Annotated in this window: 18 protein-coding genes, 1 tRNA gene and 1 pseudogene; 14 read left to right on the forward strand and 6 right to left on the reverse strand. The window is 68.1% G+C overall.

Annotation, left to right across the window (positions count from 1 at the left end):
- Positions 1 to 406: 406 nt before the first annotated feature.
- From R2S09_RS35985 to R2S09_RS35995, 3 genes and pseudogenes are all read left to right on the forward strand, one after another.
- Positions 407 to 1,234, forward strand: a complete 828-nt coding sequence (locus tag R2S09_RS35985) for a hypothetical protein (protein WP_316745445.1) — start codon at positions 407 to 409, stop codon at positions 1,232 to 1,234.
- Between the two features lie 76 nt (positions 1,235 to 1,310).
- The gene (locus R2S09_RS35990; RefSeq protein ID WP_316745446.1) at positions 1,311 to 1,808 is read left to right on the forward strand and encodes a sigma-70 family RNA polymerase sigma factor; all 498 of its coding nucleotides are present in this window, start codon (positions 1,311 to 1,313) and stop codon (positions 1,806 to 1,808) included.
- Positions 1,809 to 1,959: 151 nt separating this feature from the next.
- Positions 1,960 to 2,517, forward strand: a pseudogene (locus R2S09_RS35995) (fructose PTS transporter subunit IIB); the annotation flags it as partial.
- A 1,640-nt stretch (positions 2,518 to 4,157) separates the two neighbouring features.
- Here R2S09_RS35995 and R2S09_RS36000 read toward each other — a convergent pair.
- Entirely contained in the window at positions 4,158 to 4,454 is a 297-nt protein-coding gene (locus R2S09_RS36000; protein WP_316745447.1) for a hypothetical protein, read from the reverse strand.
- 464 nt (positions 4,455 to 4,918) lie between these two features.
- On the opposite strand from R2S09_RS36000, the gene R2S09_RS36005 reads away from it, so the two are divergent.
- Positions 4,919 to 5,413 carry a hypothetical protein gene (locus tag R2S09_RS36005; RefSeq protein ID WP_316745448.1) on the forward strand — a complete coding sequence of 165 codons (495 nt, stop codon included), beginning with the start codon at positions 4,919 to 4,921 and terminating at the stop codon, positions 5,411 to 5,413.
- 229 nt (positions 5,414 to 5,642) lie between these two features.
- Here R2S09_RS36005 and R2S09_RS36010 read toward each other — a convergent pair whose 3' ends face one another.
- Complete coding sequence (locus tag R2S09_RS36010) at positions 5,643 to 7,106, reverse strand: SsgA family sporulation/cell division regulator (protein WP_316745449.1); 1,464 nt, start codon at positions 7,104 to 7,106, stop codon at positions 5,643 to 5,645.
- The gene (locus R2S09_RS36015) at positions 7,103 to 7,951 is read right to left on the reverse strand and encodes a hypothetical protein (RefSeq protein ID WP_316745450.1); all 849 of its coding nucleotides are present in this window, start codon (positions 7,949 to 7,951) and stop codon (positions 7,103 to 7,105) included. Before R2S09_RS36015 ends, R2S09_RS36010 begins: the two co-directional genes overlap by 4 nt.
- A 224-nt stretch (positions 7,952 to 8,175) precedes the next feature.
- Here R2S09_RS36015 and R2S09_RS36020 point away from each other — a divergent pair, with 224 nt between their 5' ends.
- The 3 genes from R2S09_RS36020 to R2S09_RS36030 all read left to right on the forward strand — a co-directional run bounded on the left by R2S09_RS36020 (position 8,176) and on the right by R2S09_RS36030 (position 11,156).
- Positions 8,176 to 8,376 carry a hypothetical protein gene (locus tag R2S09_RS36020; protein ID WP_316745451.1) on the forward strand — a complete coding sequence of 67 codons (201 nt, stop codon included), beginning with the start codon at positions 8,176 to 8,178 and terminating at the stop codon, positions 8,374 to 8,376.
- A 162-nt stretch (positions 8,377 to 8,538) separates the two neighbouring features.
- A complete protein-coding gene (locus tag R2S09_RS36025) occupies positions 8,539 to 10,593 on the forward strand; it encodes a GNAT family N-acetyltransferase (protein ID WP_316745452.1) in 2,055 nt (684 codons plus the stop codon).
- On the forward strand, positions 10,590 to 11,156 hold the full coding sequence (locus R2S09_RS36030; protein WP_316745453.1) for an ASCH domain-containing protein: 567 nt from the start codon (positions 10,590 to 10,592) through the stop codon (positions 11,154 to 11,156). The genes R2S09_RS36025 and R2S09_RS36030 overlap by 4 nt, the downstream gene beginning before the upstream one ends.
- Positions 11,157 to 11,405: 249 nt before the next feature.
- On the opposite strand, the gene R2S09_RS36035 is transcribed toward R2S09_RS36030, so the two are convergent.
- Both R2S09_RS36035 and R2S09_RS36040 read right to left on the reverse strand, forming a co-directional pair.
- Entirely contained in the window at positions 11,406 to 12,326 is a 921-nt protein-coding gene (locus R2S09_RS36035; protein WP_316745454.1) for a hypothetical protein, read from the reverse strand.
- A 286-nt stretch (positions 12,327 to 12,612) separates the two neighbouring features.
- The gene (locus R2S09_RS36040; RefSeq protein ID WP_316745455.1) at positions 12,613 to 13,017 is read right to left on the reverse strand and encodes a hypothetical protein; all 405 of its coding nucleotides are present in this window, start codon (positions 13,015 to 13,017) and stop codon (positions 12,613 to 12,615) included.
- A 242-nt stretch (positions 13,018 to 13,259) separates the two neighbouring features.
- On the opposite strand from R2S09_RS36040, the gene R2S09_RS36045 reads away from it, so the two are divergent.
- From R2S09_RS36045 to R2S09_RS40805, 7 genes are all read left to right on the forward strand, one after another.
- The gene (locus tag R2S09_RS36045) at positions 13,260 to 14,387 is read left to right on the forward strand and encodes a TniQ family protein (RefSeq protein ID WP_316745456.1); all 1,128 of its coding nucleotides are present in this window, start codon (positions 13,260 to 13,262) and stop codon (positions 14,385 to 14,387) included.
- Between the two features lie 282 nt (positions 14,388 to 14,669).
- Positions 14,670 to 16,298 (forward strand): hypothetical protein, encoded by a 1,629-nt coding sequence (locus R2S09_RS36050; RefSeq protein WP_316745457.1) that lies wholly within the window; start codon positions 14,670 to 14,672, stop codon positions 16,296 to 16,298.
- A gap of 383 nt (positions 16,299 to 16,681) precedes the next feature.
- Entirely contained in the window at positions 16,682 to 18,241 is a 1,560-nt protein-coding gene (locus R2S09_RS36055) for a hypothetical protein (protein ID WP_316745458.1), read from the forward strand.
- Positions 18,242 to 18,263: 22 nt separating this feature from the next.
- Complete coding sequence (locus R2S09_RS36060) at positions 18,264 to 18,659, forward strand: hypothetical protein (RefSeq protein ID WP_316745459.1); 396 nt, start codon at positions 18,264 to 18,266, stop codon at positions 18,657 to 18,659.
- A gap of 178 nt (positions 18,660 to 18,837) precedes the next feature.
- Positions 18,838 to 18,915: transfer RNA gene (locus R2S09_RS36065), tRNA-Met, on the forward strand.
- A gap of 583 nt (positions 18,916 to 19,498) precedes the next feature.
- Positions 19,499 to 21,610 (forward strand): helicase associated domain-containing protein, encoded by a 2,112-nt coding sequence (locus R2S09_RS36070; RefSeq protein WP_316745460.1) that lies wholly within the window; start codon positions 19,499 to 19,501, stop codon positions 21,608 to 21,610.
- Positions 21,592 to 21,981 (forward strand): transposase, encoded by a 390-nt coding sequence (locus R2S09_RS40805; RefSeq protein ID WP_399145440.1) that lies wholly within the window; start codon positions 21,592 to 21,594, stop codon positions 21,979 to 21,981. The genes R2S09_RS36070 and R2S09_RS40805 overlap by 19 nt, the downstream gene beginning before the upstream one ends.
- On the opposite strand, the gene R2S09_RS36075 is transcribed toward R2S09_RS40805, so the two are convergent.
- On the reverse strand, positions 21,917 to 26,335 hold the full coding sequence (locus R2S09_RS36075; protein ID WP_316745461.1) for a hypothetical protein: 4,419 nt from the start codon (positions 26,333 to 26,335) through the stop codon (positions 21,917 to 21,919). The genes R2S09_RS40805 and R2S09_RS36075 overlap by 65 nt on opposite strands.
- Positions 26,336 to 26,466: the final 131 nt, after the last annotated feature.

Here is a 26,466-nt window from a genome sequence, read left to right on the forward strand (position 1 = left end):
ACGCGGCGGTCCCAATTGCCTTGCTCCGCAAGGCAATTGAATTCGGACTCCGTCCGAATTCATAACCAACTCCGTTGGTTACTCGCCCCAATTGCTCCGCAATTAGGGCGAGTAACTGAATTCGCTCCGCGAATTCAGCGGCAGCTACTAGGGGTGCTCTCGGCGCGGCCGGCCTCGCTGATTTTTTTCACATGTCGTCAATTCTGTTCCTTCCTCGGGAAATTCATCAAGCATGATCCCCTCCGCTTCCTCGCTTTCAACCTCCGGATAGCGGGTGGCCCGTCCGTCGATGACCACGCTTGTCAAGGACGCACAGAACGGTGGTAGATTCGCCTGAGGTTCAGCGACCCGACACCTGCCCGGAGCCGGGGCCTGGACCGCAATTTCAGTGAAACGAAGCGGACTTGTGGAGGACCCCGTGGATAGGGCCACGTGGCCTGCGGCTCTCGGAGCCGCAGGCCACCTTCCCGTACGCATGCGCATGTACGGGTGCAAGATCGATCGCGTGGCGCTGAGTCGCGTCGAGCACGCGGTCAGTCGGCGTTTCGCGGCGACGGATGTGACCGTCTGGACCACGTGCGCGGTCCCGCGGGATCGCCAGTTCGACGCCCCGACGGTCGAGGAGCTGCTCAAGCTGCCGGACGTGCGCTGGTTCGTGCCGGCGGACGAGGTTGTCGAGCTCGACAACGTGTACTTCGTGGTTCGCTCGTCGGCGGTGAAGTTCGTCCTCGAGGTCGTCGAGGACGGGGTCACCGCGTACGCCGACGGCGACGCCGAGCAGATCGACAGCATGGTCAGCGAGTTGGAGATGCTGCTGGTCAAGACGCGTTGTCGACTCGCCCTGAAGTCGGTGCCGACACGCATCGTTGGTTGCCTCGGCGGTGGGTTGGTCGGGGTGATCGGGGCCGTGTTCACCGGCCTCGGTGTCACGGACAACTCCCTCGCCTCCCGGTGGTTGATGCTGGCCATGGTGGTGATGTGTGCGGCCGGGGGCTGGTTTCTGGTGGATCGTCTGGAGCAGCGCAGGCGGGTCCAGTTGTTCTGGGGCGAGGCGGTGCCGAAGCGCTGGTGGAGCCGCTGGGAGCCGGGGACCTGGATCTCCTTCGGGATGCTGTTGGTCGCCCTGGTGAACGCGACGTTCGCCGGGGTCAACGTGCTCTCGGCGCCGGCGAAGGCGGACGGCGTGACGAAGTCGGTGGTGCGGGAGGTTCATCCTGGTGATGGGCGGGGATGACGTGGGCGCTCGTGCTGGTGTTCACGGTCGGCATGGTGTTCCTGCACTGGGTCAGCGGCAGGTCAAGGATCCTTGTGTGGAGAAGGAGTTCACGAGGTTCTACGGCAGGATCTATCACCAGCTCGTCGGCGAGACGGTCTTGAGCACGCGTGATCGTGGTCAGGCCGAGGATGCGGTGCAGGAGGCGCTGCTCGCGGTGCTGGGCCGGTGGAGCTCGATTGATCACCCGGAGCGGTACGTGCGTACCGTGCTGCGCAACTTCGTCGCGAAGCGGGCGGCTGCGATACCTACGCTCGTGCCGGTCGACACCGTGGTCGAGACGGAGGCGTCCGAGGCGGACGTCGCGGAGTGCGTGGAGTTGCGGTTGATGCTGGTGGAAGCGTTGCATGGGTTGCCGGAGCAGCAGCAGCGCGCCACCGCCCTGCGCTACCTCGTGGACAAGAGCGTCGACGAGGTAGCGCAGGACCTGGGTATCACTCAGAGCACTGTGAGGGTGCATCTCATGCAGGCGCGTCGTCGTATCCACGATCAGTGGGGCGCGGCGCGTGATGGTCTTGGGGATGGGAGCGGGTAGGCGGCGCTGGGCAGGGCGGAGGAACCACGAGGAGACTCGTGGCTCCTTCTTTTTTGGTGCGAGGCTCTGGGGGGCTCCTGGTGGGTTCCAGAGGCCTTGAGGGCGTACTTGGCAGTGTTGGTGGTCGCGGTCCACGGACGGCACGGCCCCGGCGCCGGGCGCCCCCTCCGCCGACGAGCGCCCCTTCCGCATCGTCGCCGTCACCTCCTGCCCGACCGGCATCGCCCACACCTACATGGCCGCCGAGTCGCTGGAGAACGCGGGCCGCGAGTCGGGCGTCGAACTCGTCGTCGAGACCCAGGGCTCGGCGGGCTACACCCGGCTCGACCCGGCGGTCATCGCGGCCGCGGACGGCGTGATCTTCGCCCACGACGTGCCCGTACGCGAGAAGGAGCGCTTCGCCGGGAAGCCGACCGTCGACGTCGGCGTGAAGGCCGGCATCAACCGCCCCGGCGAGCTGATCACCGAGGTGCGCGGGAAGGCGGCGCGCGGTGAGGTGACCGCGGGCGCCCCCGCGGGCAGGGGCACACCGGTCGAGCGCGCCGGCGACGCCGGCGAGGGCTACGGCACCAAGCTGCGCAAGTGGCAGATGTCCGGCGTGAGTTACATGGTCCCGTTCGTCGCGGCGGGCGGTCTGCTGATCGCCCTCGGGTTCGCGATCGGCGAGATCAAGACGGTGGGCCGGCCGGGCCTCGTTCCTGGGTTCGTGGGCGTCATGCCGACTGACTGAACGGCCTCTCCGGCTCCAACGCCATCCTGCTCGGCTTGATGGCGTGGGCGGCGGGGGGCGTCGTCGGTCCGGAGGTCTGTGTGTTCCACGGGTTGGTCGACGAGGTCGTCGTCATGGAGGTCGACGTCGGCAGGGTGGTCGAGTTGGAGGGCTGGGTGCGGGTATGGGGGCGGCGGCCTGGTGGTCGAGGTCTTCTCGGTGCCGGTCTCGGTCGTGTGGCTGGCGTGGTGTCGGCGAGTTCTCGGAGCGGCTCCTGGAGCTGGTCCCGGCTGCGCAGGGGGGCGCGGTGGTATCGGGGGGTGGTGCGCGGGCGAACGCGCGCGCTGGCACTACAATGATTGATACATACTTAGAAATCCGTGCTTTTTATCGTCAGCCTCACTGCATCAATGTTAATAATTCAACTTTTCTTTTCCTGTCATCCAGAGACTAATACACCTCTCTCCGCATTCGATCACCGTTGCGTCTCATGTATATGCCACCTACCATCCGTGGGTGGGGCTCCGGTACATTACTCTGGCGCTGACTTCGCTCAGTTCCCCTGGCGGATTGCGTTTGGCTCATCTGGCCTGCTGCCCATCGTTTGCGACTGGGCCGTTATTGCACCTGCGAGGGATGGTGACTGTGATGGGGCGGAGCTCCAGAGCTCCGCCCCATCTGTTGCCGCGCACCCTCTTCTCTTTGCCCGGAGCTCGGGTGCCGGCTTCAATCTCAGTGCACACGAGGCGCACCTGTGCAGGACCCCCTGGAGGATCCGGCGTAGAAAAGAGTACGTCAGGATCGGATCCGTTTAGCAATCGAGCAAGATTCTTTACGGCCAGCCCGTATGGACAAACATTCCAATAAGGTTACAAAAAGGGCGCCCGTGCTGGCCGCTTCTGGCCCGGCAAGGGGCATCAGCTCCCGATTTGCCAGCTGCTATCTGCAGCAGCGAGCCTCCTCAGGCCAAAGGTCCTGCGGGCGGCAAAGCACCCCGGGTCACGAGTAGGCCGCCCAAGGTCTCAACCGCATCGCTGAGGCTCCGTATACGCCCACGCTGTCGCAACACTGCAGCTCCAGGGACGCTGTGCAGAATCGAACAGCTTCCACATTCCCTGGCGCCAGCCGGTCTGGAAACGTAGGACCGTGCACGTATTTATGCAGGTGACATGGCTGCAATCGCCTAGTCACTCCGGGCACTTGGAGCGTTTCCAGAATCGAACATCGCCCGGCTTCGGCGCTCCCCAGCTCGCTGCTGTCGAGCAGGGTACGGGCAGCAACCGGGCTCTATTTTGGCGCGGTGCCAGCGGAGGAGCAGGAGGGCAGAGCAGTGCCAGCAGCCGTCCGCTTGAGCGGAATATCACGCCCGAGCGGGGATGGCCGGGCCGGTGGCTGGCGGCAGACCCGGCGGCCCGTTGCGATCGCCAGCCGGCTTTTTTAGTCGGCGACCGCTTCTGGTCGGCCGGCGGGCTAGGGGGCGCTTGGAGCATCCGACCAGGCGGATAGATGTACTTGAGTATTGATGGCTCAGCGGGTCGGCCCGGGGTGATCCTGGATCTTGTGGGATGCTCTGGCCTTTACGACCCAACTGAGACTGTGGAGGCCTGGCTATGCCGGCTGATCCGCCGGGTGACCAGGCGTCAAACAGTGCGCTGCGGCGCCTTGGCCAAGCGATGCGAGATCTGCACGCCGCTGCAGGGCGTCCGTCCCTGCGAATGGTCTCGCAGCGTGTCAAGGAAGGCGGACACCCCGGTACGGCATCGATTGTTGAGCCGCTGGGCGGCGACCTGGCGAGGATCAGCCGTGCCATTCGTGCGCTTCGCGTCGAGGACGCACCGCGGCTGACTGTTCTGGCGGACAGCCTGCACGGAATCGTCCAGGGATCGCGTCACCCCCAGCTCCGGGACATTGACCTCTTGCTTGAGCTCCGTGAGCACGAGGGGCTGCCCGTTCTGCCTGATGACCGCGAAGCCCTGGAACGAAGCTACGCCGAGTGGCTGCGGTGCACCTCACCGGCTATGTACGACCTACTCGTGCACCACCAGAACGAGCTGAAGGCTGCCCATTCACGCGCGGAGCGCTGGGAGGGCGAGTCCCGTCGCCTGTCCGCGGAGAAGACGCGCAGCGAGCATGGCAAAGCTGCGGAGATCCAGGTTTTCCAGGCGCGCGCCAGCGCAGATAGTCGCGTCTGGTCGCCCGCCTCAAGACGGTTGAAGCGCAGAACACCGCGCTGCGGCAGCAGCTGGAGCGGGCAGAGCGGAAGGCGGCGCAGCTTGAGAGGGCCCGGGACGCTCTCACGGCAAAGGCTGCCCTGCAGGACACCAGGGACACCGTCGAGCGGGCAGCTGAGGGGCTCAGCGCGCCCTATACGTCTGCCACTGCTGTCCCGCCCTGGGACACCATGGTTCCCAGTGCGTACGTTGCCGATTTCACCTCTCTCTACGGCACCGAGCCCCAGCGGTCCTCTGCGGATGCGGACTATTGGTCGTATGACCCCTACGCGGGGCACTCCTCCTACGCATACGGAGCCGACCAGGCCTGGACCCGCTACGGCCAATGGCCGTCGGCGGACTTCTACGACCCGGCATACAACAAGCCCGCCACCGCCACAAACCGTTCGCTGAATCCGGCAATCCCGCGGCAGCGGCGCCGCGTGATCGTGGAGCCGTTCCTCCCGCTCTGGATACCCCGGCAGACGGCCACCACCACAGGCTCCTGGACGCCGACCGCCGTCAGCAGGCAGGCCGGCTTCCCGCAGCCAACGACCACAACTGCGGGCCCCTGGTCCATGCCCGCTCCACAGCCCGACGAGCACAGCGGGTTCCGCCGGCTGCTGCGGCCCGTCACCAAGCTCTTTGGGCGAGGCAAAGGCCGGCACGCCAGAAGAGAACGCTGACCGCAGCGAACGACCGCGGCACGGTCATCCCTCGGCGCCGCGCGGCCTCCCCCAACAGGGCGGGCGTTGGACACGCACCCACCCAGGGCGACCACATCACCCGTTACCGGCCGCTCCGCGCATCACAAGCCACTTCGCCGTGTGGGCGTTTCGCCGCATGGAGCTCCGTGAGTCGTTTTACGGAAGCCCCATCCCGCTGGCGTGAGCAGCCTAAAGCTGCTTGGGGTGCCTACTCGCATCGCCCTGGCCGTGCAAGCTCTCCTATCGTCGTCTCCAGGGCGTCCAGCGCTGGTGCGAGATGTGGATGCTCGGCGCCGTAGGAAACCAGGTTGCTCGCAGCTGCGAGAAACGCTCGCAGGTCGGCATCTGCGGCGGATAGCAGTGCAGTTCCTTCAGGCGAGGAGAGTCGGACGAAGACCCGTGGTTCTCCCTGCGTTCCCGTGCCGGGCCATACGACGACGTCGCCGAGGCCGTTCCGGCGTTCCAGGCCGTTTTTCAGCAGGTCGCGGGCAAAGGTCCATACCGTTTCGTCTCTGTCGTCTGCCCTAAAGCGCGCTTCGACTGCGTAGGGATCAGATACGCGGTACGTCAGCCGGGTGTGCAAGCTTGATGTCAGCGCCAGTGATTCACGCTCATCGAGGTGGAACAACATAGGTAGTTCTGCGGACAGTTCGTGCAGCCCGTCGATGAGCGCCCGACGCAGCTTCATCCTGTGCGTCCCGCGTGGTTGCCTCAGGTCGCGGCCTGTCGTGCCGGTCTCTTGGAGCCGATGACGGTGGCGAGGTGCGCCGTCCGCCTTCGGGACCAGCAGGCCGCTGCCGACCGCCGTATAGGCGCAAGTGGTGAAGCGCGAAATCAGCAGGCCCGTCACTGGCGTGGAACGCATGAGCAACGCTGTGGTCATGGCGCTGCCCAGTGATTGGTCGTGGTGCACGTGAGGTTCCATCAAATGCCTTAGATTCCACAGACCCTGCGGCTTGTGCGCTTTCCGCGCCGAGCTCACGGCGTGGAGGACAGGAGACGTGCGCGTCCCGTCGTCTGGCCACAGCAGCCGCGTCAACTGCAGGGCTGCGGCCGTAACGGTTGAGAGCGCCTGTCCTTCAATGCGTGCACAGCGAGGCATGGATGCCACCAACTCAGCCAAAGCATCGTGGCGCTTGGAGAGGGGGCCGATTTCATCGTCATGAGCGATGCCGTCTTGTGGTCTGACTGCCCCAGTTTCATCGAATGCGCCTGCCAGCCACGCAGTGCTTCGCAGACCATCTGTCGATGGTTCGGTCGACAGCCACCGTGTGAGCGATTGACGTCTGCTGCTGGGACTCGAGTCGATGTGTGTGCCGTGCCAGGAGGCGAAGAGAGCGGCCAAGATCGCGCTCTTGCCGGATCCGGTTGCCGCGTAGAGGATCCCGCGGTGCACCGGCTGAGCTTGCTGTGATGGCCGTTCCGCGTTGGCAGGGGCTTCAGGCTGGCTATCGGCGTCGTCCATTGCTGGGTGGGACGTGTCGCCAGGCGGGGCGAGGATCCTTCGCTGCTGGCGGACGGCTTGCGCCATGCGGCGTCGCGCCGTGGCGGGGATGTCACCGGTCTCGGCGACGACGTGGGGGGCGCCCAGGCTGGAGGCGTCCAGCAGCGCGTCGAATTCGTCATCGGTCGCAGCGAGGTGGTCCATGGGTTCGTCCTTCCGGACGGTCATCGTGCTCCCCCTTCCCCGAGGTCGGACTTCTTGGCCAGGTCGGTGAGGATGCGGGTGCGGAGCCGGCCGATGCGGCCCTCCAGCGCCTTCTCGCTCAGCCCGACCTCGGCGGCTGCCTGCTGCTGTGTGTAGCCCAGTGCGCGCAGGGCGAGCCCTCTGCGGACCTTGGTATCGGTGATGTACGGGAGGATGCGCTTGATCTCGTCGTGGGTGGCTGCGGCGTAGAAGGGGTCGGTAGCGCGCTGATCGGGGATGTCCCGGTCGCTGGGCGCTCCGTCCGGGTCGCTGGGGGGCAGGTCTAGCTCAGCCTGCCCCATCTGCACGCTGCGGAACCAGCGCATATAGACGGTGCGGAAGGAGCGGATGGAGGCACCGACGAAGTAGGTGGACAGGCTGGCGCCGCCGCTCGGGTTCCACTTTCCGCGGATGAGACCGTGCTCGAGGAAGAGGTCCAGGCCGGCGACGACGGTCTCGGTAGCGACCTCGGAGCGGTCATCGGCGTCCCAGTCGGGTGCGGTCATATGGAGGGGGATGGGCCGGCCGGCTCGCCGGGCGTGCGCGAAGATTTCTCCGGTGCCCGTCCACTTGTTGATGGTGAGCCAGCCGTACTCCATCAGTCGGCTGGTGGTTTTCTCGTAGCGCGAGCCCTGGAAGTTGTCGGCGCGCAGGATGTCGACCAGGCGGGCATCCGCGGCGCGGCGTACGAAGCGGACGGCTTCGTCCTGCGCCGTGCTGGCGAGCGTGTGCTCCAGGCTCAACAGGCCCGCGGTGCTGAGCTCCTCAAGCTCTTGGTCCTCCTGCAAGAGGCCCTGCGGGGCACCCCCCAGGCACATCTCATCCGGCAACACTCGCTCCCTTGCGCTCTGCCGCCCCCGTGGGCCCCGTTTCCAGCCTGTCGCGGATGTCATAGGCGTCGGCCGCGCCGTTCCCCTCGCCAGACCCACCAGAAAATTCTGTGACTCACGCCACACCTCAACGGGCGAGGGGAGAGACGCGGCCGGCATCTAGAGCATTCACGACCGCAGGCCCCACCGGGGCCGAAATGCCCGCAAGACAAAAGGAGTTCACCGTGAGTCAGAACACCCAGCAGTCCGGCGGCGGGCCGCTGCTCGGCCTGCGCAGCACCCTGGTGCTGCTGCTCGGCGTCCTCACCGGCATCGGAGCCGGCGTGCTGACTTATCTCGCCCAACGCTCGCTGCCTGCCGCCGTTCTCGCTGCGGGTGCCGGTTTCGGAGCCGGGGTGATGTTCTTCCACGCCATCATCGGCTGACCCGAAAGCCCCCCGTTTTCTGCGTTCTTGAGATGGCTGCGGGGGATGTGCGGCCGATTCGGGTGACAATGGTGGCAGAAGTGACCACACTCTGTGTCTGACAGATCACCAGACGCGTGGGGGGGTGCCGCTGTGCCGGTCAAAGCTGTGGGTGCCGGGGACGTGCGGATCACGGCGGTGGGCGCGGGTGACGAGCGGTTGCTGGCGGACGTCATCGGCCTGGGTGACCGCAACCGCAAGACGCTGGGGTTCTTGCCGCATGCAGCGTTCCGGCAGGCCGCGCAGGCTGGAACGCTCCTGGCCGCCGTGGAGGGCAGCCGGCTGGCGGGCTACGCCCTGTACGGCCTGCCCGGCGACAGGGTACGCCTGGCGCACCTGTGCGTCGACGACGACTACCGCGGCCGGGGCATCAACGCCAAGCTGGTCGCCGCTATCTCCGAGCGGCATGCCGACCGGCTGGGCATCGTGCTCAAGTGCCGCAAGAACTACGGCCTGGAGAAGATGTGGATCCGGCTGGGCTTCCAGATGCGCACGGAGGTCGCCGGCCGCGGCCAGTCGCGTGAACCACTCGTGGTGTGGTGGCGCAGTCACGGCCATCCCGACCTGTTCACCGAGATCGAGTCGCCAGCGCTGGTGACCGCGGCGATGGACTGCAACATCTTCGCCGACCTGCACAGCTCGCTCCCGCGAAACGGTGCTCAGGAGACGCAGGCCCTGGTCGCCCCCTGGCTGGTGGGCCTGATCAAGCTGGTCGTCCTGCCGCAGCTCGTCACCGAGATCCACAACGGCAGCCATGCCGTTGAACGCAAGGCCCAGATGCATGCGCTGGTGGGCTACCAGCACCCCGAACTCGAACAGGTCGATGAGGACCGGATTCGCAGGAACCTGATCGAAGCGGCCTGGGAGGAGCTGGGCATCGAGCTGCCCCGCACTCCCAACGACCATGCGGATCTTGACTATGTCGTCCAGGCCCACGCCGCCGGTGTGCAACTGCTGGTGACCCGCGACGAGGGTCTGATCGCCCTCAGCTCCGTGGCGGAGAAGGTGTGCGGGGTGCGGATCCTGGGACCGACCGACAGCGTCCTGGCCATCGATGAACTCACCCGCGCGCAGGCCTATCAGCCCGGCAGCCTGCTGGGCACCGCTATGACCACGACCGCTGTCACCGCGGGCCAGGAGCAGCAGCAGTTGGTCTTCCTCAACAAGCCTGCCGGGGAGAGGCAGAAGGCATTCAAAAAGCGGCTGCGGGACTTCGCGGCCTTACCCGGCCGGTGGATCCGGCAACAGATCACCGACCAGGACGGCCGGCTGCTGGCCACGTACTGCCACGAGACCCGCGACGGCGAACTGCACGTGCCGCTGCTGCGCGTGGACGAGCAGCATGCGCTCGGCGCTACCCTGGCCCGGCAGCTTTTGTTCCTGCTGCGCCAACGCTGCCGCACCGAGGGCGTCGAAGTCCTCCGGCTGAGCGATCCCCATCTACAGCGGGCAGTGCGGGCCGCCGCCGAGGAGGACGCCTTTCGCCCGGCCGGCGATACCAGCCTCGTCGCGCTCGTCTTGGACCGGCTCACCGACACCCGGTCCCTCGACGCACACGTAGCCGCACTCGCCGGACGGCTCGGACTGACGCTGCCCCCGCTCACCGCCCCGCTGCCTGCCTCCGCCGCGTCCGCCGTCGAACACGCCTGGTGGCCTGTGAAAATTACCGACGCCGAGCTGCCCACCTTCCTTATCCCCGTCCAGCCGAGGTGGAGCTACGAGCTGTTCGGCTACCCCGAAGGGCTCCTCGCGCGCGACCACAACCTCGGCCTCAGCCGCGAGCACGTTTACTACCGTTCCCCGCTCCCGCGCGGAGAGAGCGCCCCGGCACGCATCCTCTGGTATGCCAGCAGCGACGAGACCATGAGCGTGTCCGCCGTCTTCGCCTGCTCCCGGCTCGAGCAGTGCGTGATCGACGACGGCGAGCGCCTCTATCGGCAGTTCAAGCACCTCGGCGTCTACCGCCGCAAAGATGTACTGGAAACCTCTCAGAAGTACGCAGGCCAGGCGATGGCTCTGCGCTTCTCCGATACCGCGCTGTTCCCGTCCATTGTCTCCCACCGGCGACTTGTAGAGCTCGGTGCCCGGCACGGGCAGAAGGTCAACGTACAGTCGGTCTTCAAGATCTCACCCGATCTTTTCCGCGCCCTGTACGAGGAAGGCCACCGACTGCGGTGAACACCCCCCAACGAGCCCTGCTGCTCTCGCTCCACCCGCGGTTCGCCACAGCCATCCTCACCGGCGACAAAACCGTCGAACTACGACGCCAACGCGTCGCCGTCCCCCCCGGCACCCCCGTCATCATCTACGCCACCTCCCCCGTCATGGCCCTGACCGGAACAGCCCGCCTCACCGGCGTCGACACCGCCGCCCCCGGACCCATCTGGCGCCGCCACCACACGAGTTGCGGCATCAGCAAAGCTGAATACACCGCCTACATGGACGGCGCCACCCACGCCTCTGCCCTCCTGCTGGAGGCCCCCCGCCCCCTGTCCAGCCCCGTTCCCCTCGACCACCTCCGCGCCACCAGCGCCTTCCACCCCCCACAGAGCTACCGTTACCTCACCACCGAGGCCCTGCAGCAACTGGTCGCCGGACACGACGCCGCCGACGAACTCCTCGACCAACTCCCCGCCCCAGCCCCGCACACCGCTCCCCCACATCCCCTGCCCGTACCCCCGTCCACACAGACCGGCCCCCTGCGCTCGGCAGCGCTGACCGCCAGCACAGCCTCGCGATAGCGGCGCGCCAACTGACGCCGACGACGAGTGCCGCGATTGCTGAGACTTCTTGGCTACTGACCGGCGGTAGCGAGGCCGGAGCGGTGCCACTCATGGCTACGCCCCGATCCGTTCTCCCACCGCGCTGTGTCAGCGCGGTCGCGGCGGCCAGCCCTGCCAATAGAGTCAGCTGGATTCGGCCCTGCCTCAGTGACCTGCCCCTCGCGCATAGAAGACTGCTGCGCTGCGCGGCCCGCCCGCGGTGAAGGGCTACGGCATCCGACGAACGAGGCCTGCGGCGAACAACTGCACGAGAGCAGCAGCCAGGTGGACTGCCATTTCTGCCTGCTGCTGTGTCTCCATCTGCGTGGGGGTCTGCGAGCCATGCCGAGAGGTCTGTCCCTGCCAGAGGCGACGCATCATGTCCACCACGAGCCCGATGTCCGTGGTGCCGCTGTTGGCAGCTGCCGGAATCACCGTGGTGAACCGCTGCGGTGAGTTACCGATCACCTTGAGCATCGTCCCGAGCGTCGCTCTTGAGTTGTTCGGTTCAATCAAGGCCTGCGAGGCAGACTCCACCGCCTTGATCGCTTCGCTGTAGGCCTTGGAGGGGTCTGGGTTTTGCCCGTAGGCGCACTGCCAGGCGGTTTCCAGGTGTTGGGACGCAGATCCGGATTGCTGGGACCGAGACGTGGCGAGGGCTTGAGCAGCAGCTTGCTGAACGGTTGGCTCAACACGACGCTCCAGGCCGCTTCGGGCACTGTTGACACGGTATGCGGAGCCCGCGAGGGTCAGCATGTCCTGCAGGGCCGCAATCTCCACCTCTCGCCTGCCGCTGCCAGCCGTCATCAAGTAGGAGCGCCTGCCATAGCCAGAGCCGGGGTTGAAGCGCTGCTCTGCAGATGGCGCGGCGCTCAGCCGCAGCATCGAGTTGACGACATCGATCAACTGGTCCCGGGAAATGCCCAATGCCAGGAACCTGGCGGGTGAATACACGTTGCCGGTCTTCACCGTCACTCGCAGGTCCAGCGCGATCCTTTCTGCATTGTCCTCGTCGTCGTGGAGAATGCTGAAGATCCACCGCCGCAGGGGAGCCTCCAGATGGCTAGGGACGCCTTCAGCGAGGGAGTCGCCTGTCAACGCTTGAGGATCCACCTGTGGATCACGCTGTCTACGGCCGCGCATGAACATGAACGAAACCCTAGGCCCACGTACTGACACCCGGCTCGGGAATTACCTCTGCCCTGACGGACGTAGCCGCTGACCCGATCTCCGGGCGCCGGAAACCAACACCTCCTACGACGCTTCCCCGCGAGGGTCCGTGTCATCTTGCACCGCGGGCTGAAGACCCCGTGATCATCTGACGGCGCTCTTCCCTCACGCCTTAACTGGGTCAGTCAGCCGTGCTGCGGTCATCCCGAACACCAGGACGTGTTCCCGAAGAGCGCGCCGGGCTCTGGCCGTCCCTGCGGCGGGGTCAGGGACGGGTGGCTCTTTTCGCGGCGCGGCATTCAGGGCAGCGGCAGCGGCCGTGCCGGTAGGCCATCGCGGTGCCGTGGTCGAGGTCCGGATCGCGCCCCGCGGTCAGGGCCAGGTCCAGAGCGCGGCCCCAGGCGGGGGCATACGCGGCGTAGCTGCGGGCCCTGTGGACGGAGATTCCCAGATCGGCGCAGACGTCACTGATGTGCTCGCCGCTGGCAATACGTCCCAGGAGAGCGGCACGGGCGGCGGGCGGGAAGAGGGCGTCGGCGATCTCCCGTCGGTAGGCCCGGTCCGGTTTGAGGCGCAGGCTCCGGCAGCTCGCACAGCGGCTCGCTGTCCCGCCGACCGGGCGCTCGCAGTCGTGGCAGCAGCGCGAAACGGACGGCGCGGCAGCAGGCATGCAGGCACTCCTCACCAAGAGAACGGGAACCGTCCTCCCCCGGCGGGCCCTTTCCGCGCATGCGGGTAAGCCGTTGGCCGGGTGCTGTGGAGGAGCGGACACCCCCGCGTCGGCGGGGAGCAGCAGCACGGGATCACGGTAGCCCAACAGCGGTCAGGGTCGGGCCCGTTGGACGCAACGCGTGCGGACGGCCTGTGGGCCGATCCCCTGCCCGGGGCGGCCTGACCGGGCAGGCTGAGGCCGTGAGCGTGCTGAGGGTGGCCCCGTTGAACGGGGAGACGACGTGGTCGTACCTGCGCCGGCTCGCCGCCGGATACGGGATGGACAGCGCAGCCCTGCTGGGCTGGTGGCAGCAGACCAACCACCGTCCGCGGGCAGGCACAGGCAGCCCCGGGGCGGCGTTAGAGATGCTCTTCGACCCGGCCGGGCAGGAGCTGCTGGCCCGTCTGAGCGGACTGCCGCACAGCACGCTGGCACGGGCCCTGCCGTCGTGGCAGCAGGGACCGGCCGCCTTCAGCCCCGACACCCGCGCCCAGACCGGGCTTAGCGGGCGAGGGCCGGGCGGGCTCCGGCCGGCCGGGCCCGCAGCGGGGCGAGTGCACTGGCAGCAGGCCCACACGCTCGGGCCCGTGGCCATCGCATGCCGGCTGTGCACGGCCCGCCGCACCGGCCGCCCCGTGCACGCAGTGCGCTACCTGCCTTTGTGGCAGAGGATCTGCACCCGGCACCACCGCTGGCAGACCGACGCCACCGAGAGCCCCGACGGGCCCGGATGGCTGGACATGGCCCCCTGCCCCGAGATCGCCAGGGCCCAGCAGCGGTGGCCGACACTCGCGCGGCGAGCAGCCGCCCGCGGACACGATCCACAGCAGGCATTCGCCCTGGCCTGCACCATCGTGCTGGGGTGGTGGCAGCAGGCCGCCGCCTGGCCGGACGAGCAGATCTGGCCCGAACGTATGCACCGCCTCACCCAAAGCCCTGCAGCCGGCAGTCCTGACACCGCACGGTCGACGGCTGTGCGCGACGCGGCCGTCCTGCCCGAAGTCCTCACCGTGACCGCAGCGTTGACCGACCCCGCCTGCATCCGGCTGGCACACGCCGACCGCAGCAGGAAGCGCCCGGCCGGATGGGGCGCAGGAGGACGCTTCGTCCACCACCTCGGCCACCGCCTGAACCGGCCCTGGCTCGGCCCGATCCTCAGCGTCGACTACACCAGCCCCCTGCAGACCTGGATCCACACCGTCGCATCCGACCGCGCCGCCGTACGGCGATGTTCAGCATCGCCGCCGAAAGACGATGCCGAGTACCTTGCGTGCCTCGCTGCGCCGGGTCTCGCTGGGGGCGTAGACGGCGGTGAGCAGGACGCTTGACAGCACACACGTGATGGTCAGAGCGATGATCAGGGCGTTGGTACCGAGTGTCGCGATCGGTACGAGGGCAAGGCGGAGTAGCCCCACGGTGGTCTCCTAAAGTTCGGCCCTTGGCAGGGGCGCCGCGGGCTGGTCGGTGTGACGCAGCCATCTAGCCAGGGAGGCCGCCCGTACGGCGAGGTTCCCGGACGTTGTCGGCGGACCCTCATGTGACCAGCGCTTTCTTCCTCTACGCTACGTCCCAGTCCGGACAGTCCCGGACGATCCCGGACAGGTGAGCGAATGAGCACTGAAGAAGATCCACTGGCGCGGATGGCGGGTCGCCTGAGACAGCTGCAGTTGCGGGCGGGCCGACCGTCGCTGAACGATCTTGTGCGTCTGACCGCCGCGCAGGGGAAGCGCCGGGCGATGAAGCGTTCCACGATCCAGGAGAAGCTGAAGGGAATCTCCACGCCGGACTTTGTGCAGGTCCAAGCGATCGTCGACGCATGCCGTCGCTACGCCGAGGAGATTGGCCACCCTCTGCCAGTCTCGGAGACAGATCCGGAGCAGTGGCACGGCTACTGGACGGAAATGGCCCAGGCGCAGATGGGACCACGCAGCCAGCAGGTCCGTGGGCGCCACGCGGAGGCGATGCTGCCCCGCGAACCGGTTGTGTCCCCAGCCGGGCCTCCCGAGTCGTTCCGCGAGATACCGTCCGCGACGGCGCCACCGACGGGATCCACGGTGGGTGGGGGCCCGCATCCAAGCCAGTACCGGCCCTTCCAGGACGTTTTCACGAAGGTCAACGGTCCTGCGCAGCTAGGGCAGCCGAACGGCGACGTCCACGAGGACGGCGGTGCATTCGTCCAGTACTTCGAGGCCGTGTGGCTGCCCGAGTCGATGCTGATCTGCGCGCTCCCCGGCCAGAAACCAGTCGCGATGCCTGCGTCCGTGTGGGAGGCGTTGGGCGCGGCAGGAGGGGCACCGCAGGTGGGCATGCCGGACCAGGATTCCTTCATCGCCCCAGACCAGCCGCTGATCGAGCGGGATGCGACGCTGATCGAGCTGAGCGGCGGAAGCCTCGGGCCGGGGCAACTGGTGCGCGCGAACAACCAGCAGCCGTGGCAGTGGCTCCCTAAGCCCCACCTCATCCAGCCGACGGGCAGGGGCCACTCATCCTGGAGGCCGACGGCGGAACCCGACCTTCTGATCCGCGCGTTCGCGGTGCTCCCCTGGCAAGGCCAGGAAGGTTTCCGGATCTCCAAGGCCGGACGAAACCGCCTCCTGGCCGCTCTCACCGCCTGCGAGTTCTCGCAGACCGTGGCGGCGCTCGCTGGGCGTCTCGGGGCTCTTCAACCTTCCCTGAAGTGGGAACGCGAGCCCGACGCCAGCCAAAATAACCGCTCTGCCCAATACATCGCAGTGCTGCCTACATCCCCGCAGGGCCCGGTCGCGACTGCGCGGGTCATGCTCCACTGTCCGTCCGGCATCCGGCCCGTCATCACCACGGCAGCCGAACTCCGGATGGAGATACCCCTCGCGAACAGCCCCCGACAGCAGGAAATCCGGCACGATGGCCGGCCCGGCATCGCCGACCTGAAGCAGCTGTTCGTCACCGCGTGGCACGCGGCGACCGAGATCGCCCCCCAGACGATCACGTCAGATCCCGCGGCGGTTCCCTTGATCGGGCAGCCGAGCGTGGAATTCTCCGTGGAGACCAGCACGTCCGACAGGCCCTCTGTCCTGTCGGACGTGCTTGACCTCTCCGCCTTCGGGGCCAGTTCCCGTCCCTCCATCTCCGAAATGAGGGTCGCCGTCACCGCACCCGTCGGTATCGACCGGGCGGCACAAGAGCGCTGGGTGACAGAAGCCCTGATCGACATGGCCAACGGTCACGGCTTCGTCGACGTCGATGCAACAGCGCTGTAAGCCACTCCGTGGTGGGAGCGTGTTGCCGCTGAGCACCTGCGTGAAGATGGTGTTGGAGATGGGATAGTGCTTGCGGCTGCGCTCCTCCACCTCCGCTGGTGGAGGCCAGGCATCGCCCGTCGGCTTCGGACGAGGGGCACCTTTTGGTCAATGTTCGATAGGGACGCCATCGTGTACGGCTTGTGCGGGTTTGCGGTATGGCCGCGCTCGCCATGCGCGTGGACGATGCCCCTCTGCGCCCGCCGAGACGTCGTCCCGGCCGGCTCGGTGGACATGGCCACGGGGGTGGGAAGTTGGCGTTCACAGAGCATCAGTCGGTCTTTTCGGCACCTGCCATACCGCTGGGAACCGCGGACGCCGCCGGGAACGTGATCCGCCACGGTGTGTACACCGAAGACGTCACCCGCCGTCTGAGTGCCGCCGCCTTCGCCCGCACGGACTGGCTGTCCGTACTCCGTGCCCAGCTCGCGAAACTCTGGAAGAAGCTGAAGGCAGCCGTGCGGAAACGCCTGCGGTGGCTGCTTCCCCTTAAGGAGGTCAAGAAGGCTGCCGGCGTATCCGAGCCGGCGCCTCCGGCGGTCGTGCTGGGCGAGGACTATGCGGTCTGGGTCCGGCGCCGCATCAAGAAGTCGGCCCGGCCGGTGCCGGTGTACGGGTTTCACCAGGAACCCGTCATCCACGCCAGCGACCGTGCCATCCGCCACATGCGCAGAAGACGCATCGCTGTCACCGCGGTGATCGCGCTCGTGGTGTGGCAGGCGATCGCCGGCGTTCTTCCAGCAGGATGGGCGGCCGTCGTTCTGCTGGGCGGCGTATGGAGTGTGTACCTGATCGAGCGCTGCCTGGCGCAGGCGCGGTTCAACGCTCTGCTGGCCGGCGAACTGCACGCGCCCGCGCCGGCCGTGCAGGCGCACGCTCTGCCGTATCTCTACGAGCGTCGGCCAAGCGGTGACCGGCACCGGTTCCTGGGGGCAGGCCTGCAGGCGTGGCACGAGGCGGTCATCGGCATCGACGTCGAGCCCGCCCCCGAGAGCCAGGACGAGGAAGACGACGTCAGCGAGCCGCCTCCAGGGCTCGGCTCACCGGCGCAAAACAAAAGCCAGCCCGACATGGCCGAGGTGGCCAAGGCCGTCCTTCAGGCGCTGGCCAAGCACAACAAGCCGGTGGCCCGCAAACCCCTGAAGCACTTCACCGTCGCCCACCTGCACGCCCATGTCGCCCACCGCCTGAACGACCCGGCACCCGCCCACCACCGCGAACACCCCATCCCGCGCATGGAAGTCATCGGGATCGCCGGCATCCACTACAAGCGGTGGGACCAGATCGACGACGCCACCTGGCGCAGCCTGCACACCCTCGCCGTCGACAGCTTCGGCGACAAACCCGCCGAGGAAGTCGCCCGACGCTACATCTGGGCCCGGGTCACCGCCTGGAACGGCGACCTCATCGCCGCCATCCTCGTCCACTTCGCCTACCAGGGCGGCTTCCTGCGCGTCACCGTCCGCCCGCACATCATGGGCCCGCTCAACCCGAAGGTGGCCGGACTGAAGCCGGCCGACCCCCGCCATCTGAAATGGCTCGCCCGCACGGCGTTCAACGCCCTCGGCGACATTTACGCCGGGCTCGACCGGCTCCTGCGCCGCACGCCACGCCAGCGCCCCGAACTCGATCCCGGCAGCGGACCGGTCAGCCTGCGCGAGGTCCACAGCGTCCGCTGGCTCGAGGACATGCACATGAGCGACGACGCCCGCTACTACGTGCAGATGATGCAGCGCCGCGTCTTCGACTCCACCGAACTCTTCCTGCGCGACCACAACGTCGACATCGCCGCCTACCAGCAGCAGGCCACCGCGATCTACAACTTCGGCGTCATGAGCGGCGGCGCCGTGACCGGCCCCGTACAGGCCGCACCGTTCTCCGCCAACCCCTCCATGACCAACTGACCCAGCCCCCGAGGAGCCCCGCATGCCCACCCGCCGCCAACCCGACCCGCTCCCCAACGGCCCCAACTTCGGGATCATCGCCCACGGCGACATCACCGGACCCGCCCAGGCCGCCGCGTTCTCCCACAACGCCACCCAGACCAACAACATCACCAACGAGCCCGCCAACGAAGCCCGCGAAAACATCCAGACCCTCCGACGACGCCTGGAAGAACTCCGCGGCCGATACCCCGAAGTCGACGCCGCCCTGCGCGACCTCGACGAAATCGAACCGCGGCTCAACACTCCAGAACACGAGCCCGGCACCCTGCGCTACATGCTCCACAACCTCGTCCAGCACTGCGGCGGCATCCCCAACCTCCTCACCGCCGCCCAACTCGTCCAATCCACCGTCCTGGCACTACTTCCCAGCCCCTGACCCACCATCCCTCAGCGGGAGAGCGGCGACCCTGGACTCCAGCAGCTGGTCAGCGTGGCACGGGTGTCGGCGACGGTGAACGCGCCGCCACGCCGGTGCATCGCCTCGTACCCGCCGCCGGGGCGCGCGGGTAAATCCCTGCAGCCGCTTCCCGGATGGCATACGCTGCGTACACCGACGCGGGGTGGAGCAGCTCGGTAGCTCGCTGGGCTCATAACCCAGAGGTCGCGTGGTTCAAATCCCGCCCCCGCTACCAAATTCCGGCCCCCTCCCCGGCATTCCACCGGGGAGGGGGCCGGAGCCATATCCGGTCCGGCGCGCCCGCTTCCGGTGCGGCGTGGCCGCGGATGCCTGACCGCCTCAGCGGTGGTCTCCTGGCTTGTCCTGCGATGCCAACCTCGCTCACGCCGTCCATGAGGTCCTCGACGTTCACGGAGGCCGCCGCTGCGTCCGCGGTGAGGAACTTGCCCACGTTGGCCGTCCACTTCGCGGTGCGTCGTACCTCGTGCTGCCGGGCCGAACGCATCCGGTCGATCTGGTCCGGAACCCGGCGGTGTTGCGCTGTGAGAGCCGGCGCAGAGAAGAGCACCACCCGACGACGCTATGACGTAATGACGCAATCATTACGTCAGACAGCGCGAGGGGTGTGTTCCTTCACTCCCCGCTCCGCCGCAGACCCGGTGACCGAGACAGGGGCCAGGTGCGGCCTGCCGGGCGCCGGTACCGGCCGGTGCCGGCGCTCGTTCACCCTGTAGCGGCCCCAGGAGGCGGCGCATCGGCGCCGGCCCGGCAAGAGGCCGCAGCCGCCGTGGCCGGTGGCAGGCGAAAGGACGGTCGGGGTGAAGGCAGTCCTGCACGTGGCGCCCGTTGCGGGTGAGACGACGTGGTCGTTTCTGCACCGAGTGGCGGCCGCCTACCGGCTGCAGACCACCGATCTGATGGCATGGTGGCGCTGGGTGACCCCGGCACGCTACAGCGGGCGCGCGGACGGTGAGGTGCTGCTCGACGCGGTGGCGCAGGCGCAACTGGCCGGCTGGTGCCGGGTGCCGGCCGCTCATCTGGCGCGGGCGCTGCCGTCCTGGACGGCCGGTCCCGACGCGCTGGCCGGCCGCAGCCAGGACGGCAGGGGCTGGGCGCGGTGGCGGATGGGGCCATCCGCGTGGGGGCCGGTGGTCTTCGGCTGCCGGCTGTGTGCGGCCCGGCGGGGCGCAGGGGACGGGCGGGTGTGGGTGTACCGGGCGCCGTGGCGGCGGCTGTGCGCGCGCCATGGCCGGTGGCTGCTTCCGGTGGGTGAGGGCCATCCGTGGGAGTTCACCGATGTCGCGGGTCTGGTCCAGGAGTTGGGGCGGGCGCAGCGCCGCTGGGCCCGGGTGGAGCGGGCGGCGCAGGCGGCCGGGGCGGCGCAGGGTGAGGTGTTCGCGATGGCGCGGGCGGTGGTGTGCGGGTGGTGGGACCGGGAGGAGGTCTGGGCCCAAGAGAGCGTGTGGGGGCCGCGTCTGGAGCAGGTGGCGGCGGCCACCCGCACACGTGGCGGGGACCCGGCGGGCTGGGGTGATGCGCAGTGGCGGCTGCTGGCCAGGGATGCGGTCATCTTCCCGGAGGTCGTCGTGGTGGCTGGGGCGTTGCTCGATCCCCGGCTGCAAGAACTGGCCGCGGGGCACGCGGATGCGCTGTTGCGCGACCGGGGCGCCGCCGGGCGGTTCACGGCCGCGCTGGGCGAGCGGCTGGCGCGGCCCTGGCTGGCGGAGGTGGAAGCGGCTGCGGCTGCAGGGCCGTTGGCCCGGTGGGTGTCGGCGATGCTGCGTCAGCGGCGGCGGCCAGCCGGGGCGCCGCCGCTGCGGGGGTGGCAAGGGGTGTGGTGGGTGCGCGGGCCGCACCGGCCACTTGACGTGGCAGCGGGCCTGCGCCTGCTGGCCGAGTCCTTGGACACCAAAGCGAGCGGGGAAGCATCGGGCGGGGATGGGGATGGTGGGGCGGCCGGGCATGCTGCGGGTGCGCGGGGAGGAGCGAGGGGACAGGAGGCGGTGCCGCGGCGGGCATGGCGCGGGCGGGGGCTGACGCGCTGGCATGCGCAGTTGTTCGCCGAGGGCCTCGACCACGCCCGCCGCCACGCGCAGCGGCACGGGCACCTGGCTCTCGCCCACACCGGCCGCGGGGTCGTGGAGGGCTTCGACCTGGGACGGTGGCTGGCCAAACGCCGTGCGGATGCCGCTTGCCTGACCGCCGAGCAGACCGCGCAGCTCACCGAGCTGGATGCGTGGTGGAACCCGCCGTGGCCCGTCGGCTGGCAGCGGGCCTGGTACCGGGCCCGCGCATATACAGACGCGCACGGACCGGTGCACGGCGGGGACAATCTGAGCGGGCTGCCGCGCTGGCTGGAGCTGTGGCTGCGCCGCCAGATCACCCGCTACGGGCAGCTGCACCAGGACCAGCAGCGACTGCTGGCCGAACTCGGCCTCACCAGCGGCGAAGTCGAGCGGTTTAACGCCTGGCCCGGGCGGCGCCGCCCCGCCGGCGACGCCTTCGCCATCGCCCGTGACTACGCCGCCCGCCACGGCCATCTCGCCGTACCCGGACCCGGATGCACCGCCCCCGACGGATTCGCCCTGGGCGACTGGCTCACCGCTGCCCGCCGGCGTCAGCGCACCGCCGGCCGGCCCACCCGGCTGGGACAGCGCCTGAGCGCTGTTGACGCCTGGTGGAACCCGCCCTGGCCCATCGCCTGGCAGCAGATGTGGTGGGCCGCCCGCCACCACCTCACCGGCCTGCCCGACGGCCTCACCTGGTGGCCAGGCGCACCGAATGCTGATCATGCGGGCGCCTGGCTGACCCGGCAGGCCGCCCGCCGGCTGCTGCTCCGGCCGGGCCAGCAGCAGCTCATCGACGAACTGCTGCCGGCCGGCGGCCGAGGATCACGGACGACGCCTGGACGATGCTGCTCCCGCTGCTGACCCCGCTCCCCCACCACGGCGGCCGCCGCCGCAACGCACGCCAACTGCTGGAGGTCATCCTCCACATCGCCTGCACCCGCCAGCCCTGGACCCAACTCCCCCATGTCCTGGGCCCGTTGATGCCTGCCGCTACCGCTACCGGCTCTGGCACGCCGATGGCACCCTGGCCCGCATCAGCCACACCCCGCTGCCCGAAACCGACCGGCACTGGCAACACCGCTAGGCCACCCACCTCGACCAGGCGGCGAGCAGCGGATGACGGCACACCCGGCCGCTCAGGCGCACCGGGGGGGCGTGGGCGGAACGTTATCGCTCGTACTCCAGAGCGGAGTTCAGGCTGTAGGCGCCTACTTGCGCGAGGCGGTCGATGATGTCCAGGCAGCGGATCCGTTGGGATTGCGGGCTTTGCCGATAGAGACGGAGGACGACCGAGATCAAGTAGTGGCCGTCTGCTGCGCGATGCGTCCGGAGGTCTCCGAGGTCACGGCCTGCGTGCTGGACGATGCGCTCGCAGGCGTCCACCGCGAGTGCGGGAAGGGGCCCGGTGTGTTCGTGGAGCGCAAAGACCAGATGCTCAAGGTGGTCGGGGAAGGCATCGCTGTCGAGGAAGGCCGTGATCAGTTCATCGGCTTGGGCGGGATAGAGGTCGAAGGCCTCTCGGATCGCCTGTGACGCGTTCTTTCGTACGTCGGCGTCTGCGTCGTCGAATAGCGGGACGAGATGCGGATAGTGGCTGATGTTGGCGGCGAGCTCTGCGGCCGCGCCACGGCGGGCCGTGACAGTGAGGTCGCCTGCAGTCCTTGGAAGGTCTGGGGTGAGAGATCCATGAATGGCGGCGACGGCCCATGCCCGGCCGGCGAGTTCCGCTGTTACGCCCGGGGCCTGAAGAGCGCGAGCCAGATGGGCGGAGAAGCGTGAGGGTTCACGAATCAGCGCGTTGATGAGCAGCCGATGTGTGGTGGAAGCGTTGTGAACGTTGACGTCGTGGTGGTCCAGGAGTCGCTCAGCGGTGTCGAGTGCAGTCTGCGGGTCGTGCCTCATCAGGGCGAGTACGGCGTCCGCAGCGCAGACCCGGACAGCAAGTACTCGATCGTTGGCCAGCCGGGTGACCAGCGGTGTCAACACGCTCAGATGCTCGCTGCCGTGGAAGAGCAGGGCGGCGACGGTAAGAGCTGCCTGGCCTCGGGTAGCGTTCATGCCAGCGGTCAGCAGGTCCGTGCGAGTCCCGTCGGCCTCGTGGATGTCATGGTCGGGGTCGGGGTCCGTGGTGTAGCTGTCGAGCACCGGCAGCGTTGCGTCAGTGAAGTTCTGGGGAGCCGACTGCAGGGCGTGGCAGATCGTGGACGCGGCGGCGGAGCCGTGCATCTGGTGCGTGTGAAGAGCCAACTGTTGCCAGCGTTCGGCGACCAGGTGAGGCGTGACTGCGGCCACGATCGCGCACAGGTAGGCGGCCGGCGAGTCCGCGCCGAGGGAGAACGCGAATCTGCTGAAGCGATCGGGGTCCTGCTCGGCTCGCCTGCCCAGGGTTTGCGCGAGTTCGTAAGCGCCTCCCCGGGGCGGCCAGGGCCGTTCTGATTGAGGCTTGGCGTACTTGTCCAGAGCTCGGTGCCACTGTGCGTCGGTCATGTGCCCGGCGGCCTGGTCGCTGATCGGCGAGCCGACGAATCCGGCTTGGATAGGTGCCGGCGGTGACGGGAGCTGACCTGGGAATTTGCGCTCCCACTCAGCGAGCCGTCGGTTGACCGCTTCGCTACGGCGAGCGGGGCTGACCGCCGAAAGCAGTTCGTACTGGGACCAGCCCCATGAACTGCGCTGCCCCTTCCGGCGTCCGCGCTCCCACGTCGTGTAGTAGCCGAGCAGCATCGTGGTCAGACGTTCCAGCGTCGCGTCGGTGCAGTGGGGTGTGGCTGCCTCGATGAGTTCACGCGAGGCCCAGCTCGGGCTGTCCAGCCATCCCAGGCGCAGATTGCGCTCATCGCTTACCAGCCACGCGATGGCCTCATCGGGGACGTCCATGGCGGTGTAGGTACGGCAGGCGAGGAATCGCAGTTCCTGAACGGGTGACGCGGTCAGTTGCTGCAGCGCGCCGTCAGCGGCTGTCGGGGACTGGGTGGCCAGGGAGCGAAGTGCCCTGTCGAGAGCAGACAGAAGTGCGGTGTCGACGCCGTGGGCGCCGATGTGGCGGTAGGCCCAGTGGCCGCCTCCAAGGGCGGCTGTCCCGGCACGGTGGGTGCTGGTGGCCGTGGCTACGTCGGTGACGAAGGGCAGGACCTGCTCTACGTAGGCTGCGGGCTCGGCCGTCGCGATGCGGGAGAGGACCGTGTCGGCGACCTGGGATCGTGTGGACAGGTGGTCGGACGCAAATGGATCGTCGGATCCGTCGGCGCGTGCCCGGGTTAGGTGTCGGTGCAGGTATGCGCCAGCGAGGCGCGCGGCGGGGGCGGGGGCGGTCTCGGACAGGCTGTACAGCAGGGACCAGAAGTCGCTGTTCACGGCGATCGGTCCGCGGGCCTCGTCTGCATGGCCGTTTTCGATGAGCTCGACTGCAAGATCGACCAGGTCGGGGGTGAGGGCCCACTCAACGAGCCCCAGGAGCCGTTGCCCCCACTGCGGGGTGGTGCCCACGTACGGTCGCACCAGCTCCGCGACGCGCTGCGGCTGGTGTCGAGCGGCGACCAGCAGTTCCCGGAATGCCGCATCGGAGGTCTGCGGCGTGCTCAGCCAGCGTTCCCAGTTCTGATCGTGGTCGGCGGCGTCGAACCAGCGCGGCTGGGCGAGCAGACCGCGGACCTTGGGGGCCACGGGAGCCTGACCCCAGGCGAGAGAGTCGAGGGCTTGCCAGTCAGCCGTGGTGGCGTCGAGTTGCCTCAGGACGGCGATGACCACATCGTGCAGGTGGGAGCGGATCCGGCTGGAGCTGAGAAGCTGGGCCACCACGGTGCGGAAGCGATCGCGATAGGTGCCGGCGAGGTGTTCGAGGATCTGCCGGGTCTGGGCTCGCCGGAACAGGTGCTGGCCGGAGTCGGCGAGGAAGTCGTGGATGTCGTTGCCGGTGGTGATGAAGGACCGGGCGAAGAGAAAGTCGAAGTAGGTCTCGTGGAAGAACCCGATCTGCTCCGCGTCACGCACCAGCACACCGTGCGACTCCAAGGTCTTGACCTGTTGGCGCGCGAAGCCGTCAAGGAGGGCCACCGGTGCCTGCAGCGCTTCGCGTTCGCTCATGGAGGCGCACAACAGACCGGTGATACCCGACCAGTCCAGCGATGCGACCTCTCGCTCGACGGCCTCGCGGACGTCGTCGGTGTAGCGCACGTACAGCTCCTGCAACGTGCGATACGGCACAGCACGCGCGGAAGCAGACAGGCGATCGAAGACGGACAGGTGCAAGGGAGTGCGCAGCAGTTCCAGGGTCACGGGCCCCAGTCCGTCGGGATCCGTGCCGCCAGCGGACAGAACCGTGCGCACCTCCTCCACGTCCAGGAGACCGAGCGGGAATCGCGCGGTCCGGGTGTCGTCGGCGACCAGCCGGGACAGTCTCCGGTCATTGTCGATGTCGACGGTGCGCGCCACCAGGAGCACCTTGACATTGGGGGCGACAACCAGCTGCGTCAGGACGTCTTCGACGGACTCGTAGGCGTCCGACATCCTGCCGTTGTACGTACTGACCGCATCCAGTTGGTCGATCACCAGCAGTGCCGGTTTCCCGGCAGCAACTCCGGCCAGCAGCACTGCAGGTGAGTCCGGAAGCTTCATTGCGTCGCCCAGATCCACGGCCGTCTGGACACTTGCGTCGACTGCGTCCATACGAACTGCGGCCGCTGGCCACCCCTGCTCGGTCCACCGGGTCAAGACGTCAGCGACAACCGCCGACTTTCCCAGGCCGGCACCCCCTTCACAGACCAGGATCTGTGGGCCGTCCTGCGCCACCAGACGCTCGTACAGCTGCTGTGCGTGCGGGCGCGCGACCAGGCCGAAAGCAGGGCGCTTGCCCTGTGCGCCCCGGACCAAGCGCTCGACGGTGCCGGCCAGGGCGGAAAGCGTTCCGGTGTCGCCGGCCAGCAGCCGCGGGCGCACACCCGGCACGGTCAGCAGATGGCTGCGGATCTGCGATCCGGTCAGCCGCTGATGCACATGCTCGTCGAGGTAGCCGCTGAGCTGCTTGACGATGACTTCCGGATCTCCGACAAACAGCAATTCATAGGTGGACACCACCAGTCGGCGCACGGCCTCCGGCGAGTAGTGCTCCACGTGTACGGCTTTCAGGTACCGCCAGCCGGCCTCCCGGTCGACCGTCGCCTCGTCGACCTTCCAGCTCGCCAGCGCCGACTGGAACCATGAGGCCTGTGGCTGGGTAATGATCGTTTCGAACTCGGCCAGCGTCTGGGCGGCCCGCGCCCGCCGCGCAACGTCATCCAGGTCGGGTGCTCCCGTCGACAGCACGAGCCGCACTTTCTTGCCCTCCGCGAGATGCCCCAGGACCGGCGGAAGGAGCTTGCCTGCAGCCGTCAAAGTCCACGCCCCCTTCGACGGGACGTCCTTCACCTGCTCGCACCAGGTGGCGTCCGGCTCCTCGAGTTGGAACTCGATCCCGGCGCCTGCCGGCCCCGGAGGCTCCAGCCGGATCCACGACGCCCGCCCCCGTACGAGCTCTGCCGCACGCAACGCAGTCCACCAGTCCTCATACCGGTTACCCGCCTTGTCCGCAGCCCCACCGGACAATCCCACCCAGCCTCACTCCTCACGGCACCGCAAGAGGCTCCCCCTCAGAAACCCGTGCCCCGCGACCCTACTTCAAGCCACCGACAACCACCCATAACGCTATAAATGCCGGAAGGCTGCTCCCAAGCCGTCCTCCC

This window comes from Streptomyces sp. MK7 (genome assembly GCF_032658145.1).
GTDB classification, from domain to species: Bacteria; Actinomycetota; Actinomycetes; order Streptomycetales; family Streptomycetaceae; genus Streptomyces; species Streptomyces spiralis.